The organism is Arthrobacter sp. HMSC06H05 (assembly GCF_001807395.1).
In the GTDB taxonomy this organism is placed as follows: Bacteria; Actinomycetota; Actinomycetes; order Actinomycetales; family Micrococcaceae; genus Pseudoglutamicibacter; species Pseudoglutamicibacter albus.
In genome coordinates this window covers 16,193-31,809 of sequence record NZ_KV788977.1, presented here as the reverse complement: position 1 = coordinate 31,809, position 15,617 = coordinate 16,193, and the positions used below count along the sequence as shown (strand labels likewise).

At 59.7% G+C, this 15,617-nt stretch carries 11 protein-coding genes; 10 read left to right on the top strand and 1 reads right to left on the bottom strand.

The annotated features are described in order from the left end of the window. Positions 1 to 55: 55 nt before the first annotated feature. Complete coding sequence (smc, locus tag HMPREF3160_RS02735; protein ID WP_070506974.1) at positions 56 to 3,643, top strand: chromosome segregation protein SMC; 3,588 nt, start codon at positions 56 to 58, stop codon at positions 3,641 to 3,643. Here the strand turns inward: smc and HMPREF3160_RS02730 are convergent. Then, positions 3,640 to 4,884, bottom strand: coding sequence for an MFS transporter (locus tag HMPREF3160_RS02730; RefSeq protein ID WP_070506971.1), 1,245 nt, complete (start codon positions 4,882 to 4,884; stop codon positions 3,640 to 3,642). The two genes, smc and HMPREF3160_RS02730, sit on opposite strands and share 4 nt — an antisense overlap. Before the next feature lie 160 nt (positions 4,885 to 5,044). On the opposite strand from HMPREF3160_RS02730, the gene HMPREF3160_RS02725 reads away from it, so the two are divergent. The 9 genes from HMPREF3160_RS02725 to trmD all read left to right on the top strand — a co-directional run bounded on the left by HMPREF3160_RS02725 (position 5,045) and on the right by trmD (position 15,534). Next, positions 5,045 to 7,099 (top strand): acyltransferase family protein, encoded by a 2,055-nt coding sequence (locus tag HMPREF3160_RS02725; RefSeq protein WP_070506968.1) that lies wholly within the window; start codon positions 5,045 to 5,047, stop codon positions 7,097 to 7,099. A gap of 40 nt (positions 7,100 to 7,139) precedes the next feature. After that, on the top strand, positions 7,140 to 8,348 hold the full coding sequence (ftsY, locus tag HMPREF3160_RS02720) for a signal recognition particle-docking protein FtsY (RefSeq protein ID WP_070490354.1): 1,209 nt from the start codon (positions 7,140 to 7,142) through the stop codon (positions 8,346 to 8,348). Positions 8,349 to 8,473: 125 nt separating this feature from the next. After that, on the top strand, positions 8,474 to 10,015 hold the full coding sequence (gene ffh, locus HMPREF3160_RS02715; protein ID WP_035757162.1) for a signal recognition particle protein: 1,542 nt from the start codon (positions 8,474 to 8,476) through the stop codon (positions 10,013 to 10,015). Between the two features lie 4 nt (positions 10,016 to 10,019). Next, positions 10,020 to 11,039, top strand: a complete 1,020-nt coding sequence (locus tag HMPREF3160_RS02710) for a hypothetical protein (protein WP_070506966.1) — start codon at positions 10,020 to 10,022, stop codon at positions 11,037 to 11,039. Continuing rightward, positions 11,036 to 12,994, top strand: coding sequence for a prolipoprotein diacylglyceryl transferase (locus tag HMPREF3160_RS02705; protein WP_070506964.1), 1,959 nt, complete (start codon positions 11,036 to 11,038; stop codon positions 12,992 to 12,994). Before HMPREF3160_RS02710 ends, HMPREF3160_RS02705 begins: the two co-directional genes overlap by 4 nt. Positions 12,995 to 13,281: 287 nt before the next feature. Further along, positions 13,282 to 13,722: a 30S ribosomal protein S16 gene (gene rpsP / locus HMPREF3160_RS02700; RefSeq protein WP_035757211.1), complete on the top strand. Its 441-nt coding sequence runs from the start codon at positions 13,282 to 13,284 to the stop codon at positions 13,720 to 13,722. An 11-nt stretch (positions 13,723 to 13,733) separates the two neighbouring features. Continuing rightward, positions 13,734 to 13,976, top strand: coding sequence for an RNA-binding protein (locus HMPREF3160_RS02695; protein WP_035757153.1), 243 nt, complete (start codon positions 13,734 to 13,736; stop codon positions 13,974 to 13,976). A gap of 146 nt (positions 13,977 to 14,122) precedes the next feature. Further along, positions 14,123 to 14,626, top strand: a complete 504-nt coding sequence (gene rimM, locus HMPREF3160_RS02690; protein WP_070490351.1) for a ribosome maturation factor RimM — start codon at positions 14,123 to 14,125, stop codon at positions 14,624 to 14,626. Positions 14,627 to 14,688: 62 nt separating this feature from the next. Further along, the gene (trmD, locus tag HMPREF3160_RS02685; protein WP_070490349.1) at positions 14,689 to 15,534 is read left to right on the top strand and encodes a tRNA (guanosine(37)-N1)-methyltransferase TrmD; all 846 of its coding nucleotides are present in this window, start codon (positions 14,689 to 14,691) and stop codon (positions 15,532 to 15,534) included. Positions 15,535 to 15,617: the final 83 nt, after the last annotated feature.

Below are 15,617 nucleotides of genomic sequence, written 5' to 3'. Positions count from 1 at the left end.
GGAAAGGGGAAAATCCCCGGTTTCTTAGCGTGTGCGTTACATAATAGAAATCACCATGTATTTGAAATCCCTGACGGTTCGCGGATTTAAGTCATTTGCTTCCGCGACCAGCTTCGACTTCGAACCCGGCATCACAGCCGTGGTGGGCCCCAACGGGTCAGGTAAGTCGAATGTTGTCGATGCGCTCGCGTGGGTCATGGGTGAGCAGGGCGCTAAGACGTTGCGTGGCGGGAGCATGGATGACGTGATCTTCGCCGGCACGAGTTCCCGCCAAGCGTTGGGCCGGGCACACGTGACGTTGACGATCGATAACTCGGATGGCGCGTTACCGATCGAATACACGGAAGTCACGATCTCTAGAACCTTGTTCCGCTCAGGTGGTTCCGAGTATGCGATCAACGGTTCCCCGGTGCGTTTGCTCGATATTCAGGAGTTGCTCTCCGATTCCGGTTTGGGTCGTGAGATGCACGTGATCGTGGGGCAGGGGCAGCTCGATAAGATCCTGCAGGCCAGCGCTGAGGAGCGCCGCGGTTTCATCGAGGAAGCCGCGGGGATTCTGAAGCATCGGCGTCGCAAAGAAAAAACGCTGCGCAAGCTGGATTCAACTCAGGCGAATCTGAGCCGATTAGATGATCTTGTCAAGGAGATCGGGCGGCAGTTGAAGCCGCTGGGCAGGCAGGCGGATACGGCGCGGCGTGCCCGTGGTGTTCAGGCGCGGCTACGTGATGCTAAGTCGCGCCTGCTGGCCCACGATGTGGTGCAGCTGCTGGATGAAGCCGAGTCAGCTTCCGTGAAGAGGGCAGATCTGGAAGAAGCTCAGAGGCAGGCTAGTGACGCTGTAGATGCCGCAACTCGCACGGTTTCCGCGGCTGAAGTTGAGGCTGCGAAGGCATCCCCGGCTGCGGCTTCAGCACGTGAGACGTGGTACGAGTTGTCCCAGTTGAGCGAGCGCTACACGGGCTTGCTGCGGGTCGCGGAGGAGCGGCAGCGGCTTTTGGGGCAGCCGCTTGAGCGTTCGTCGGTAGGTGAAGATCCGGATGTTCTGGAGCGCCGCGCTGCGGCGAGCGACGCCGAGGCCGATGAAGCGGACGAGGCTGTTGAGAAGGCACAAGATGCGCTTGAGGCCGCCGGTGGTGAGCGCGCTGAGGCTGAGTCGAAGCAGCGTGCAGAAGATGAGCGGTTGACTGCTCTATTGCGGGCAGTTGCGGATCGCCGTGAGGGTTTGGCGCGGCTTGCTGGGCAAGTGGGTACTGCCCGGCAGAGGCTTGAATCTGCGGTGGGTGAGCGCCAGCGTACCGTTGAGGCTCGCGATGCGGCACGCGTTCGAAGTGCCGAGGCTAAGAGCCATATGGATGAGGCGCAGGTGGAAGCTGATGAAGCGCGGGAGGCCACGGTGGCGCCTTTGGCGCGTGTGCCTGAAACGCAAGGAGCGCTGGATGAGGCGAAAGCTGCGTTGCAGTCGGCGCGTGATGCGTTGAATACGGCGCGTCAACGCCGGGCGGGGCTTGAAGCGCGGGTAGCTGTTTTGGCTGAGACTACCCAGCCGGATGCTGGGGCGGGCACGTTGCTTGAGGGGTACGAGGACGCCCTGTTGGATGTGTTGAGTGACCGCTTGACGGTCGAGCGGGGCTTTGAGGCCGCCGTCAAAGCGGCTTTGGGTGGCGCTGAGGACGGCTGGGTCGCTGCAGCGCAGGTGACGCTCGAGCAGGTGGCGGAGGCTGCGGCTGCCGGTGCCGAGGGGTCGGTGACGTTGCTACATACCGTGGGGCAGCATCGTGGTGATGTGTTGCCTTCCGGTGCGCGTAGTGTCGCCGATGTGGTGAGCCCTAAGCCAGGGGATGAGCAGCTTGTTGAGGCTCTGCTGGGTAGGACTGCTCTGGTGGATTCGGATGCTGAAGCCCGCGCTGTGGTGGCTGAGTCCGGGTGCACGGCGGTGACTGTTGAGGGGCATCGGTGGACGCGTGCTGGTGTGGTGATCGGTGCTGGCGATGGCGCGGGAGCTTTGGCGCGGGTGCGTTCGCTGGAGACGGCTCGGGAAGAGCTCACGGAAGCCGTTGCGGCGTGTGAGGCGGCTGAGGCGGAGGTTGAGCGCGCGCAACCCGCCGTGAACAACGCGCAAGCAGAGCGGAAAGCAGCCGAGGAAGCGGCGCGGCAGGCCAGTGATGCGTCCCGGAACGCGGCGTCGCGTGTTGAGCGGTTGTCTTCGCTTGCGGCTCAAGCCGATGCGGATGTTCAGCGGCATGCGGACGCGTATGTCGCTGCCGATGCCGCTGTTGAGAAGGCGCGTGTGGGGCTTGAAGAGCTCAACGAGCGTTTGGCTGTGGCCCAGGATGTTCCGGAAGAAGCTGAACCCTCGACAGCTGAGCGTGACCGTCTAGCTCAGGCCGCATCGCAGGCTCGTGAAGCTGAGATTCAGGCGCGGTTGGCCTTGCGGGAGGCCCAGGAACAGGCCCGTAAGCTTCGAGACCGGGCGCATTCTCAGCGTCGCGCGGCCCGTGCTGAGCGTGCCGCACGTGAGGAGGCGCAGCGGCGTGCAGCCCGGCGTGCCGCACAAGCGAAGAAGGCGGAGACAGTCGCGGAGCGTGTTCGTACGGCGCAACGGCTTCTGGCTCGCTCGGTTGAGGCGGCTCACGTGCGTGTCGAAGAGTCCGAGGAAGCGGTGCGGCGCTGCAACGCTCAACTCGAGACCGCGCGCGCAGCTCTAGCGAAGGCGCAAGCGCGCCTCTCCGAGCTGCGGGACGAGGCGCACAAGACAGAGATCGATCAGGCAGAGCGGCAGGCCCGCTTCGAAGCACTCGAAGAGAAGGCGTTGTCGGAGGTTTCGATGACTCCGGACCACCTGGTTGAACACTTCGGGCCGCATCTTCCGGTGCCATCGGATTTCAGTGACGCTTCTGATCCGTGGGCGGAATTGCGTCAAGAGGTCGATGAAGACGGTAACCCGATCGACGGCGAGCCGTTTGACCGCGAAGCTCAGCTCAAACGCCTCAAACAGGCCGAACGCGACCTTCAGGCCTTAGGCAAAGTCAACCCGTTGGCGTTGGAAGAGTTCGCGGCCCTTGAAGAACGGCATTCCTATCTGGTCGGTCAGGTCCAAGACCTCACCAACACCCGTGCTGAGCTTCTGAACCTCATTGAAGAAGTAGACCAACACGTCAAGACGGTGTTCGCTGACGCGTTCGCTGACACAGCGAGAGAGTTCACAGCGATCTTCAGTCGGCTGTTCCCGGGGGGTGAAGGCAAGCTGACACTCACGGACCCGAGCGATATGCTGAGCACCGGTATCGAGGTTGAAGCGCGCCCCGCAGGTAAGAAAGTCAAGCGGTTGTCGCTGCTCTCGGGTGGGGAGCGTTCACTCACGGCACTCGCGATGCTGATCGCTATCTTCAAAGCACGGCCCTCGCCGTTCTATGTCATGGACGAGGTCGAAGCCGCCCTCGACGAGCGGAACCTGCTGCGCCTGCTTGAGGTCTTTAAAGACCTACAACAGGCCTCCCAGCTGATCATCATCACTCACCAGAAACACACGATGGACATCGCCGATGCCCTCTACGGGGTCTCGATGAGAGGCGACGGCGTGAGCCGCGTTGTGTCTCAGCGCATCGCACAAGACACAGAGACCGGGGATCACGAACCCGCCTAGCGGGGTTTGCTCGGGCTCACTTCGGTGTGTTCGATGTTCTGCCGAGGCGAGACCAAAGCCCACGCGATCACACCGGCACCCATGATCAGGCCCGAGAGCACGAAAGCCCAACTGAACCCGAACTGGTCCGCGATCCAACCAGCGATCAACGGCGCCATCACAGCCGGAAGATCAGCCGCCATCTGGAATATAGACATCACGCGCCCCGCATGATGCTTCGGCCCCACGATATCGGCGATGCTCGCCTGCTGGGCCGGATTGAACATACCAGTCCCGAAACCCGCCAACGCTGACAAAGTCACGAGCACCGCGACGTTGGGGGAGAAGCCAGTAGCTACCGTGCACAGCCCAGCCAGGCTCAACCCGATCATGATGGGACGCCGCCGCCCGACCCTGTCAGACCAGCGGCCGCTGAACGTCAACGCTGTAGCGTTACCGGCCGCGAAGCCGGTCATAACAAGACCCACAGATAACGCCCCAAGACCCAACGCTTGAGCCGCGAACAGAGGCACAATAGCTACCCGCACACCGAAAGAGCACCACCCGTTACCGAAATTAGAGACTAACGCGGCACGATACTTCGGGTTAGCTAAAGCATCAGCGAGGCTATACGGCGGCAGATGATGCCGAGCCCTCGGCTGGCCTCGCCGCCCGCGAGAGCTCACCAGGAAATAAAACACAACCAGTGAAGCCGCGATCAACGAGCCACCGTAGATGAAGAACGGAACACGATAGCCCAACGGAGCTAACAAGCCACCCACCAAAGGGCCCGCCACGTTACCGATCAAAAACGCTCCACCATACAGGCTTGCGACCCGGCCACGGATATCTGGGGGAGAGGTCCGGGCAATGAAACTCGAAGCCGCAACCGTAAACGTGACAGAGCCGATACCACCGAGGCCTCTAACAAGAATCAGAACCCAATAATTCGGGGCCAATCCACACGCAATCGTTGAGATCGCAACGATGAACACGCCGAGCACATACGCCCCCGGCTCACCCAACTTTTCAGAGACCCCACCGGCAAAAGGCGCAAACCCCAAACGTGTGAAGGCAAACACGGAAACGATCGCCGCCGCCATCATGTGGCTCACCCCAAAACTTGAGGCGTACTGCGGCAGAATCGGGGCGATCAGCCCAAACCCAATAGCGATCAGCAGAGCCCCAGCGATGAGGACTTTAATCTCACGAGGAACCGGGGTCGGACGCGCCGAAGGCGATGAGGAAACGGGGTGAGGCATGATGCATCTGATCGTAGATCATGACTACGCCAAGAGAAACATAACAATTAGCTGAGAGTTGCGTATCAATGCGGTATCAGTCCCGAATTTTGGACATTCCACCTAGATTTCGTTTGTATCGTAGATTCGCTTGTGTTAGGCGAAGAAAGAGGTAAATGAGGTGAGCCAGGTCAGCCGCGTTGAACCCCGCAGACCATCCCCAGGTTTCGGGGCCCCAGGCCGAACGTCCAGCGGCCGACAGCGCAACTTTGTGCTCGATGCGATGCGCGCGCTCGCTGTGCTCCTGGTTATCGGTTATCACGTGGCACCTGATGCGGTTCCGGCCGGCTATCTGGGCGTGGATCTCTTCTTCGTTCTATCGGGTTATCTGATTACCTCAAGCTTGTTGCGACGCACCGCGCACCTCTATGTGGAGTCGGGCACTAAGAGGGCCCGGCTGAAGGCGTTTTTCGGGAAGTTCTATCTGGGTCGTTTGCGGCGCTTGGTGCCCGCAGCGATCCTGATGCTGATCGTGATCCTGCCGTTAACGTTGCTGGCAAACCCCGATGTGCGGGTTCACTTGGGCAGACAGGTTGCTGGTGCGCTCACGGCAACGGCGAACTGGGTTCAGCTGGCTGCCGGAGTCTCGTATTTCGATCAGGACCAGGCGCATCTTCTGAACCACATGTGGTCGCTGGCGATTGAGGAGCAGTTCTATCTGTTCTGGCCGATCATCATCATCGGCTTGTCGTATGTGGGCGTACATTCTTCCTCGAAAAAGATGTCTTCGCTTCATCGCACGGTAGGTACGGTTGCGTTGATCGTCGCGGTGCTTTCTGGCATTTTGATGGCTGTCACGTATTCGTTGACTCGTGACTTTGATCAGGCGTACCTGAACACGTTGACCCACTGCTTCGGTTTGCTTTTGGGTGCTGCGGTTGCCTGCATGCCGCGGGAGTTGGACTTAGGCTCTGGGGTGCGTGCGCTTGTGACCGTTGTGGCGTGGGCTGTCCTGGCTGTTGGCGTTGTGGTTTTGAAGGAGCAGACCGCGATCACGCAGCTGGGCGGCATGTTCGTGTTCTCTGTTGCCGCGGCCGCCGCAGTGCTCATGGCGACGACGGGCCGGCAAGCTCACTGGCAACCGCGCGGGTTGCTCGCGGCCGGGCTGCGGTGGGTCGCTGAACGCTCGTATGCGATGTATTTGTGGCATTGGCCGATGGTGGTGTTGGCTGCCGCGTGGATGCCTGACCCCAACGGCGGTGAGGTTGAGCTTGAGCTTCTGCTGGCGCGAGCATCGTTGGTTGTTGTTGTGACGTTTGCGCTTTCGGCGGCATCTTTCCGTTGGATTGAGCAACCGATCCTGACGAAGGGCTACCGCGTTTATGCGGCCGAGATCTGGGCGCGTCTGTCCGATAGGGCGGCGATGCTGTGGAGCGCGGCCGTCACCGTCGTGGTAGCACTTGCTTTGATTGCGGTGGGGACGGCGCCAGCTAAGACCCAACAGCAAGAGCGTTTGGAGGCTTTGGCCGCGCAGGCGCAAGCTATTGATATGGACGGTGACGGCTCGGGTGTTGACGAGGCGGCCGGAGACGGCGAAGAAACTGAGGCTAAACCGGGCAAGGATAACTCGGGTAAGGACAAGCCTGCTGAGGGTAAGGGCTCCCAGGATGAGGGAGCTAAAGACAAGAAACCTAAGCCGGAGAAATCTAAAGACAAGGCAAAAGATAAGTCCGGGAAGGGCTCGGATAAGACCACTCCAACGATCCCGTCGAAGAACATCACGTTCATTGGCGATTCAGTCACGGTAGCCTCGGTGCCGGCGATTCGGCAGGTATATCCGGCCTCTCCGGTGCAGGCGAGCGTGGGTATGCAGATTTGGGATGCCCCGGATGTGGTCAAACAGCTCAAAGCACGCGGGAAGTTGCGTGAATACGTCGTTCTAGGTTTGGGAACCAACGCGACCTTCACCAAGGAACAGCTCGGCTCACTTCTGGCAGATGCCGGGCCGGGCACCAAGTTCGTGCTCGTGATGCCGTATGGGGACCGCGAATGGATTCCGGATGCGCGTAGGAACATCGCTGCGTTCGCTCAAGAGAACCCAGATAGGGTTCGTGTGGCTCACTGGGATCAGGTTGCGGTCAATGCAAGCGATATCGCCTCCGATGGTATTCACCCTGGCCCTGAGGCGGCGAGGATGTGGGTTGAAGAGGTCACAAAGGCGCTGAATTCGTTCTAGCTTGGACTGTAGCGCTCGCGGTCTGTGAGAAGCTAATGATGTGAACGAACAGACTATGTGGATCCTCATTGGCCTCGCCGCCGTGGTGCTCATCGCAGCGATCGTGATTGTTGTGGTCGTGCGTGCGCGCCGGCCGCGGGTGCCTCATGCACCTCGAACCTCGCAGACCACCGCGCATGCCCCGAGAACAGGGCCAGCGGGCTCAGCTGATGTGGATGAACCGAGAGCTCATTCACCACCTGCCAACGGCGCGCCAGCTGGTGGGGTAGCGGTCGATGAGGCTGGCACTGGTGAAGCAACTGCCGCACCGGCTTTCGACACTCCGGCTCCTGCGCAGGGCCGTCTGGCGCGCTTGCGTGCCCGTCTGGTCCGTTCGAACAACGTTTTCGGCAAGGGCCTTTTGGCTCTGTTGTCCTCCGACAAGATCGATGAGGACGTGTGGGACGAAGTTGAGATGACGTTGCTCGCCGCTGACCTCGGTACTGAGGCCACCGACGAGTTGATCTCTAATCTGCGTGAACGCGTCAAGATCGAGGGATCCCGGACCCCGGAGCGGGTGCGTGAGATCTTGCATGAAGAGTTGCTCAAGGTTGTTGATCCGAGCCTGGACCGCGCGCTGGATACCGAGCGGAAGGACGGCAAACCGTCCGTCATCCTGGTTGTTGGTGTCAACGGTGTTGGCAAGACCACCACGATCGGTAAGATCGCCCGCGTATTGGTCGCCGAAGATAAGGATGTTCTCTTAGGTGCTGCGGATACGTTCCGTGCCGCTGCAGCTGATCAGTTGCAGACCTGGGGCTCGCGCGTAGGTGTGCCTACGGTGCGTTCGGATAGGGAAGGCGCTGATCCGGCATCGGTTGCTTTCGATGCGGTCGATAAGGGTATTGAGGCTGAGGTCGATACGGTCTTGGTGGATACCGCGGGGCGCCTACAGAACCGCTCTAACCTCATGGATGAGCTCGGCAAGATCAAACGCGTGATCAACAAACGGGCCGAGGTGCGCGAGGTTCTGTTGGTTCTGGATGCAACGACGGGACAAAACGGTTTGAGCCAGGCCAAGGTGTTCTCTGAAGTCGTGGATGTCACCGGCATCGTTTTGACGAAGCTTGACGGTACGGCCAAGGGCGGCATCGTGGTTGCGATCCAACGCCAGCTGGGCGTTCCAGTGAAGTTGGTCGGCTTAGGCGAAGGCCCAGATGATTTGGCTCCTTTCGAACCGGAAGCGTTCGTGGACGCTATTCTCGACTGATTCGAGTGCGCGGTCCGTTACACCAGCAGGAAGCAATGTAGCGGACGGGCTAAAATGATTCGTCGATACGTAAACATGTAGGCCCTCACCTACATCAGTTCAATCAGATAAGTGAGCAGGACAACGTGTTCAATTCTTTAACAGAGCGCCTCACCTCGACGTTCCGGAATCTGCGCGGCAAGGGCCGTCTTTCGGAAGCCGATGTTGACGGTACCGTCCGTGAGATCCGGCGTGCGCTGCTGGATGCGGACGTTGCTGTTTCTGTTGCCCGCGAGTTCGCGGCCAACGTCAAGGAGCGCGCTCTTTCGGCGGAGGTCTCTGAAGCGCTGAACCCTGCCCAGCAGGTTGTGAAGATCGTCAACGAGCAGCTCGTTGAGGTTCTGGGTGGCCAGACTCGCCGCCTTGAGTTCGCGAAGTCTGGCCCGACCATCATCATGCTGGCTGGTCTGCAGGGTGCCGGTAAGACGACGTTGGCCGGTAAGTTGGCTAAGTGGCTCTCTTCTGAGGGGCACACTCCTTTGCTGGTTGCCGCTGACTTGCAGCGCCCGAACGCTGTGACTCAGTTGCAGGTTGTTGGGCAGCGGGCAGGTGTCCCTGTCTATGCGCCTCATCCTGGTGTGCAATCTGAGTTCGAGGAAGTTACGGGTGACCCGGTTGTGGTTGCGCGTAACGGTGTTTCTGAGGCTCGCCAGAAGCAGCACGATGTGGTGATTGTTGACACCGCTGGTCGTCTTGGTGTTGACGCCGAGTTGATGCAGCAGGCTCGCAACATTCGTGACGCGATCTCGCCGAATGAGGTCTTGTTCGTGATCGACGCGATGATCGGTCAGGACGCGGTCGCCACGGCACAGGCGTTCAATGAGGGTGTTGATTTCACGGGTGTTGTCTTGTCGAAGCTTGATGGTGACGCGCGTGGTGGCGCCGCGTTGTCTGTCGCTTCGGTGACGGGTAAGCCGATCATGTTCGCCTCCACGGGCGAGAACGTCGGCGATTTTGAGGTTTTCCACCCTGACCGTATGGCTTCGCGCATCCTGGATATGGGCGATGTCATGACCCTGATCGAGCAGGCTGAGCGCACGTGGGATAAGGCTGAGGCCGAGCGCATGGCTAAGAAGTTCGCCGATCAGGAGGACTTCACCCTTGATGACTTCTTGGCTCAGATGCAGCAGATCAAGAAGATGGGCTCCATGAAGAAGATGCTTGCATTGATGCCGAACATGGGTATCGACAAGCGTCAGCTTGAGCAGTTTGATGATTCGCAGGCGGACCGTGTTGAGGCGATTGTGCGTTCAATGACTCCGCATGAGCGCGCCGCCCCTAAGATCATCAACGGTTCGCGCCGTGCCCGTATCGCTCGTGGTTCGGGTGTTTCGGTGTCTGAGGTGAACCAGTTGCTTGAGCGTTTCACCCAGGCTCAGAAGATGATGAAACGAATGGCCGCTCAGGGTGCGATGCCTGGTATTCCGGGTGGTCGTGCTGCTCGCCGTAAGGGCGGGGCGAATAAGAAGCGCGGTAAGAAGTACGGCAACCCGGCACGCGCTGCAGCGGCGGCTCGGGGCGAGAAGGTTCAAGGCCATAAGCAGGCGGGCTCGTCCTTCGCTAAGAAACAGGATCTCAAGCCTGAGGATTTGCAGCTTCCTAAGGGCTTTGAAAAGTTCTTGCGGTGAAGCGATGAGTGAGCGTCACTTCTCGGATTCTGCTGACGGTTCCGCAGATCGTTCCGCACACCAGGCGGCGGGTGCTGCACAGTATGGCGTGTCTTTATTAGGGCCTGCCGTGTTGACCGGTGTGGACACACCAGAGAACGGCGGGGCAGGTACTCGTTGGGTTGAAGATGCCGTATTGCTTGATGCTCCCTCCGTGCAGTCTCGTAGCCTGTTGGCGGGCTCTCGCGCAATGATGTTGCTTTCGGCTTATCCTGCCGGTGCCCGTTCTGTAACTGAACCAGCCACTGACACAGGCCTGGGTGAGGCAACGGAGCCCGGAGCTGAAACGGGCATCGTGGTTTCTCTACGGATGTGGAGCGCTGATTCGCGCGCCGGATCGGCCCCAGATCTGGCATGGGACAGCGGCTCCAACGCCGGAGTGAAAGACCGCTTCGGGTCTGTCGGTGTGGTGAGTGAGCAAGCGCAGACGCAAGCCGCTCAGTACCTGGCTGAAGTGGCTGAACTCGCTGCTGCTTCGATCGATACGCCGAGTGCGCGCGCAGCGACCGTGGTGCGTGAACCGCTCGAAGAAGCCTTGACTTTATTGGGACAGGATCCTAAGTGGGCTTCGATTGCTCTGGGACTCACTCAGGTGGACGGTGTGCGCGTTGTTGAGGCGCTAGATGAAAGCGAGCACGAACGCGCAAGCAGGGAAGCGCTCAGCCAGGCGCGCGCAAGTGTTGCCACAACGGGGCGCAACCGGCCGGTTACGGCACCCGGTGCAGGGACGTGGCGCAGCCGCTACCCGGTTGCCGCCATCATGCTCTCGATCCTGTGGGTCGTGCTGGCTGTGGCCTGTTTGGTGCTGAGGCCTTTTTCAATTGGCGCAGCCAATTTCATTGTTGCTTTCGTTTTGGGTCTGGATGCCGTGGCAGGCTTGATTGCGGCCGTGTCTGGCATCAAAGTTAAGAGACAAAGGGCTCAACGGGGCTCGCAGGGTAATCAAGGGCAGGATGGAACTCTAAGGAAGGATCATCAGCAGTGATCGCCTCGAACACATCTTTGGAGTCGGAGCGCCAGACTGTATGGCGTGTGACTGTTGCGTGGCCGGTGACTGACCCGGTGGGCCAGCAAGAACGCGTTGACGGTCTCACGCAGATCTTGACGCAACGCAAGATTATTGGCCTCATGGGTCCTGGCCGCCCAACACGCCGCGGCTTGGCTGTTGAACTGGTTTTGCCGATGCGCGAAACACGGGTGTTGACCGCCCAAGCTGACGGAGCTATTGAGCCCAGCCTTGGAGGCGAAGAGTTCGCTGCGAAGCTTCACGAGAGCACCGGCGCCGTTATCGTCAACGGTGACCCCGCATCGGGGGATTTCGCTGTTTTGGCGTCTCCGAAAGAGTTCAGCGACCGCCAGATCGCAGGCGTGCTTGAAGAGCGGATCACCTCGATTCTGTTGGTGGATACCGTCAGCCCGGATGCAGTCGAAGAAGCACTCGACCGAAGTGACGTTTCAGGTTGGATGTCGGAAGGGGAACGCACGGTTGTCGCGTTGGACTCCGCGCCTTCCGACCCTACGATGTTGATCATGCCGGGGGCCTCCAAGCTTTCCTCCTCTATCAGGGAATACGCTGGCCGCGTTGATGTCGTGCTGTGGGGCCCGTCTGATGAAGGCAACGAACCCGTGACACGTCGTCGCCGTGCCGCCCGGAACACTCCGCTGATCAATACGTATGCGGGGGCTCGTTGCCGCCCGATCGTATTGCCAGAAATGTATCGCCCGGCAGGCTCTGAGGCGGCTTCGCTCTTGTTGAGGCTCGAGGAAGATTTTGCGCCGCTGAGCGAAGACGACATTAAGGCGTTGGCATCGATGCTTCCGCCAAAGCGTGTCGATGCGTTGGTGACCGCGATCAACGAGGCGCCCGTTCGTGGTGTGGACCCTGAAGGTGGCGCGTTGGCACCTCTGGAAGACGGGCTCATGCCTGGCGAGGAAGACGAGCACGCCGTTGAAGACGGAGCGTATTCTGCGACACGCGCGATGCTTGAAGCATTAGGGGAAGACCCGGATTGGGTTGAGCTGTTCGACGGCGGCTCACCGGATGGCGGTTCTGTACGCAGTGTTGGTTCACCAGCGGGAGCAACTGTTTCCGGCCGAGATGCGGAATCTACCTGGGCGCACGTTGCCGAGGAAGACGGGGATGAAACAGAGCCTGATGCTGAAGAGACAGTCACAGAGGAGACGGCCGCCGGAGAGATCGAGGCGACTGAACAGCGTGAGTCCGATCAGCCGGACGAAGACCCTGCTCAGCTTGAACTAGCGGGGTATGAACTGGATGGGTCTGAACTGGCGGAGCCTGAAGTAACGGACTCTGAACTTGTGGAACCTGAACCAAGCGAGGCTCGCGCCACGGAACATGAACTAACGGAGCCTGAAGTAACGGACGCTGGGGCAACAGAGCCTGATCCAACCCAGCCAGAGTTGGCTGATTCTAAGGATGAGTCCAAGGACGAGTCGCTGGGCGGTTTCGAATCACAGTTGGCCGGATCGGACGTCAAGGACTCCGAACCGGAGGAAACTGAACAGGACTTCAACGCTATCTTGGAGGCCCCGGCCACAACTGAGTCCCCGGCTACAACTGACTCTCCGGCTGCAACTGAGACATCAGCCGCGGCGGAGGAGCCTCGCCGGGCAACGTCTCGTTCCGGTCTGCCGGAGCCGACCCCGGCGGGAACGACCCCGGTCGCAACCGAGACCCAGCTCAAAACTCAGCCTCGACGCATCGGCCACATCGTGTGGTTGGTCCTTGGGGTCGTGGTCTTGGTAGCGGGCGGGCTGATGGTTCTGAGGGGGATCGAAGTCGTGAGCTTTCCGTCGGTTCCGTACCAGTCGCTGTCAACCCTTGCGATCATCGGTGGAGTCACAGCCCTCGTGGGTGCGGCACTCGTACTGCTGTCCGTCTCTTTGTGGCCTAAGAGTCGCAAAGCGAAAAGCAAGTGAGCCGTAAAGCGAAGAGCCAGTCGGCAATCGAGAAATGTAAGTAGCCGAAAAGCGAATGCACGGCGGATAGATCCGTGCTTGAGCGTCAAACGGCGGCGTCAGAGTGTGCGGCGGCACACGCGCACACGGCGTGCGTTGGAGGCCAACGCATGGCATAATAGACCGGGTACTCGGCGTGCGTGGCCCCCTCTCTCTGCGTTCGTCGGACATTTGGGACGTTTACTGCTGCTTTACCCCAGAGCTTGGCGGATTCGTCCCGTTCAACAGAAACAGGAGTGACCACTAACGTGGCCGTTAAGATTCGCCTGAAGCGGATGGGTAAAATCCGCCAGCCTCATTACCGTATCGTCGTCATCGATGGCCGCGCTAAGCGCGATGGCCGTCCGATCGAGGAAATCGGTACCTATAACCCGATGACCAACCCATCGACCATCAAGGTCGAGTCCGAGCGTGCACAGTACTGGCTCGGTGTTGGCGCTCAGCCTTCGGATCGTGTTCTCTCGATCCTCAAGCTGACCGGTGACTGGCAGAAGTTCAAGGGTATCGAGGGTCAGGAAGGCTCGGTTAAGCTCCCAGAGCCTAAGCCTGAGTTCGTTGCACCAGACAAGGGTTCGGTGATCCTGCCAGAGGCAACTACCCCTAAGAAGTCGAAGGCTGACGCAGAAGAAGCTCCAGCGGAAGGCGCCGCTGAGGAAGCTGCTGAGCCAGCAGAGACTGAAGAAGCCTGAGGCCCAGCCTGATGCTTGAAGACGCACTGGATCATCTGGTTTCCGGGATTGTAGATAACCCGGACGATGTTGATGTTCGCCGTCGTAACGGACGCCGGCATGACGTGTTGCAGGTTCGTGTCAACCCGGAGGACCTCGGCCGTGTGATCGGCCGGCAAGGCCGCACCGCTAAAGCGTTGCGTGCCGTTATCGGTGCTCTGCCTGGTGGCGATGACGTCCGTGTGGACGTCGTGGACACCGACCGTCAGCGCTAACCCAGTTAGATCGGCGTCTCTCACATCGTTGTGAAAGCGGCCCTAGCCAACCCCAAGCAGGCTAGGGTCGCTTTCGCATATCGGGGCGTCAACCTCAATCGTTGTTCAACTCTTCAAAATCTTCTCTCCACCTAGAGAGGCCTCACATGGATGTTAAAGTAGCCCGCATCGGTAAACCCCACGGGATCCGAGGCGAAGTCACGGTTCAGGTTCTAACGGATGATCCGGAAACGCGTTTTGCGCGCGGAACACGTTTGCTGACCGAACCCGCATCGCGCGGCCCGCTCACCGTGAAATCGGCGCGGTGGAATAAGCACATTCTTCTGCTCGGCTTTGATGAAGTCAACGACCGTAACCGGGCTGAAGAGCTGCGCGGAACCATGCTCTATGTTGAGGCCGAAGAATCCACAGATGATGCGTGGTTCGAACACGATCTTCTCGGGCTCGAAGTTCACGTAGACGGTGAGGTGATCGGCAAGGTTTCGGCTCTCCATACCGGTCCCGCCCAGGACCTTCTCGAGGTTGAATTGAGCGATGGCTCCGAAACGCTGTTGCCGCTAGTTGAGGAGATCGTCCCCGAAATCGACCTTGATGCCGGAGTGGTCACCGCGACACCACCGCCAGGGCTTCTCGACTTGGACCGCGAGTAAGCCGCCGAGGCATCGGCGATCATCAAACAAATAGGACGTATTCGTACAGGACGTAGGCTTTCATGCGCATCGACATCATCACGATTTTCCCCGAGTTCTTTGATGCCCTTGACATCTCCCTGATCGGTAAAGCCAAACAACGCGGCCTGATCGACGTTCACGTCCACGATTTGCGGACCTACACTTACGATCGCCACAGGACAGTTGACGATACTCCCTACGGTGGGGGCGCGGGCATGGTCATGAAACCTGAGCCGTGGGGTGAAGCGCTCAGCGAAGTACTAAGAGACAGCGATGCGGTGCATGAACAGGACACGGCCCTCAGCCAGGTTGAAGCAGGCGCTGAACCCGACGCTACCTGCGCGCCGTTGCTGTTGGTGCCTTCGCCCGCGGGCACTGTATTCAGGCAGCCGGTTGCTCATGAGTGGGCCGAAGAGAAGCATATTGTGTTTGCGTGCGGACGTTACGAAGGTATCGATGAGCGCGTCATCGAATGGGCCCGTGAGCGTTTCCGTGTGGTTCCGTTCTCGCTCGGCGATTATGTCCTCAACGGCGGGGAAGTGGCGACGATGGCCGTGATCGAAGCCGTGGTCCGTTTGGTCCCAGGCATGGTGGGGAATCCGGAATCGCTCGTGGAAGAAAGCCATTCAGTCGCTGGCGATGCGTTACTTGAATATCCCGTCTACACCAAACCGGCCGTATGGGAAGGCCGCGAAGCTCCTGCGGTTCTGCTTTCGGGAGACCACGGCAAAGTGGCTCGCGCCCGCCGCGACTGGCAACTGGAACGCACCAGTCAACGCCGGCCAGATCTCATCGAGAACTTACGCACAGCACGGCTCAGCAAGCATGACGTAGCGACACTCACGTCGTTAGGGTGGAACCTCCAAGGTGAGCATCCTTCACGCTGAGGAAACCTGACATCGAGTAGCAACTACGTTAGAATAAGGAAGTTGTCACCCACCGCATGCATGACTGCCGCAGGGGTCATGTG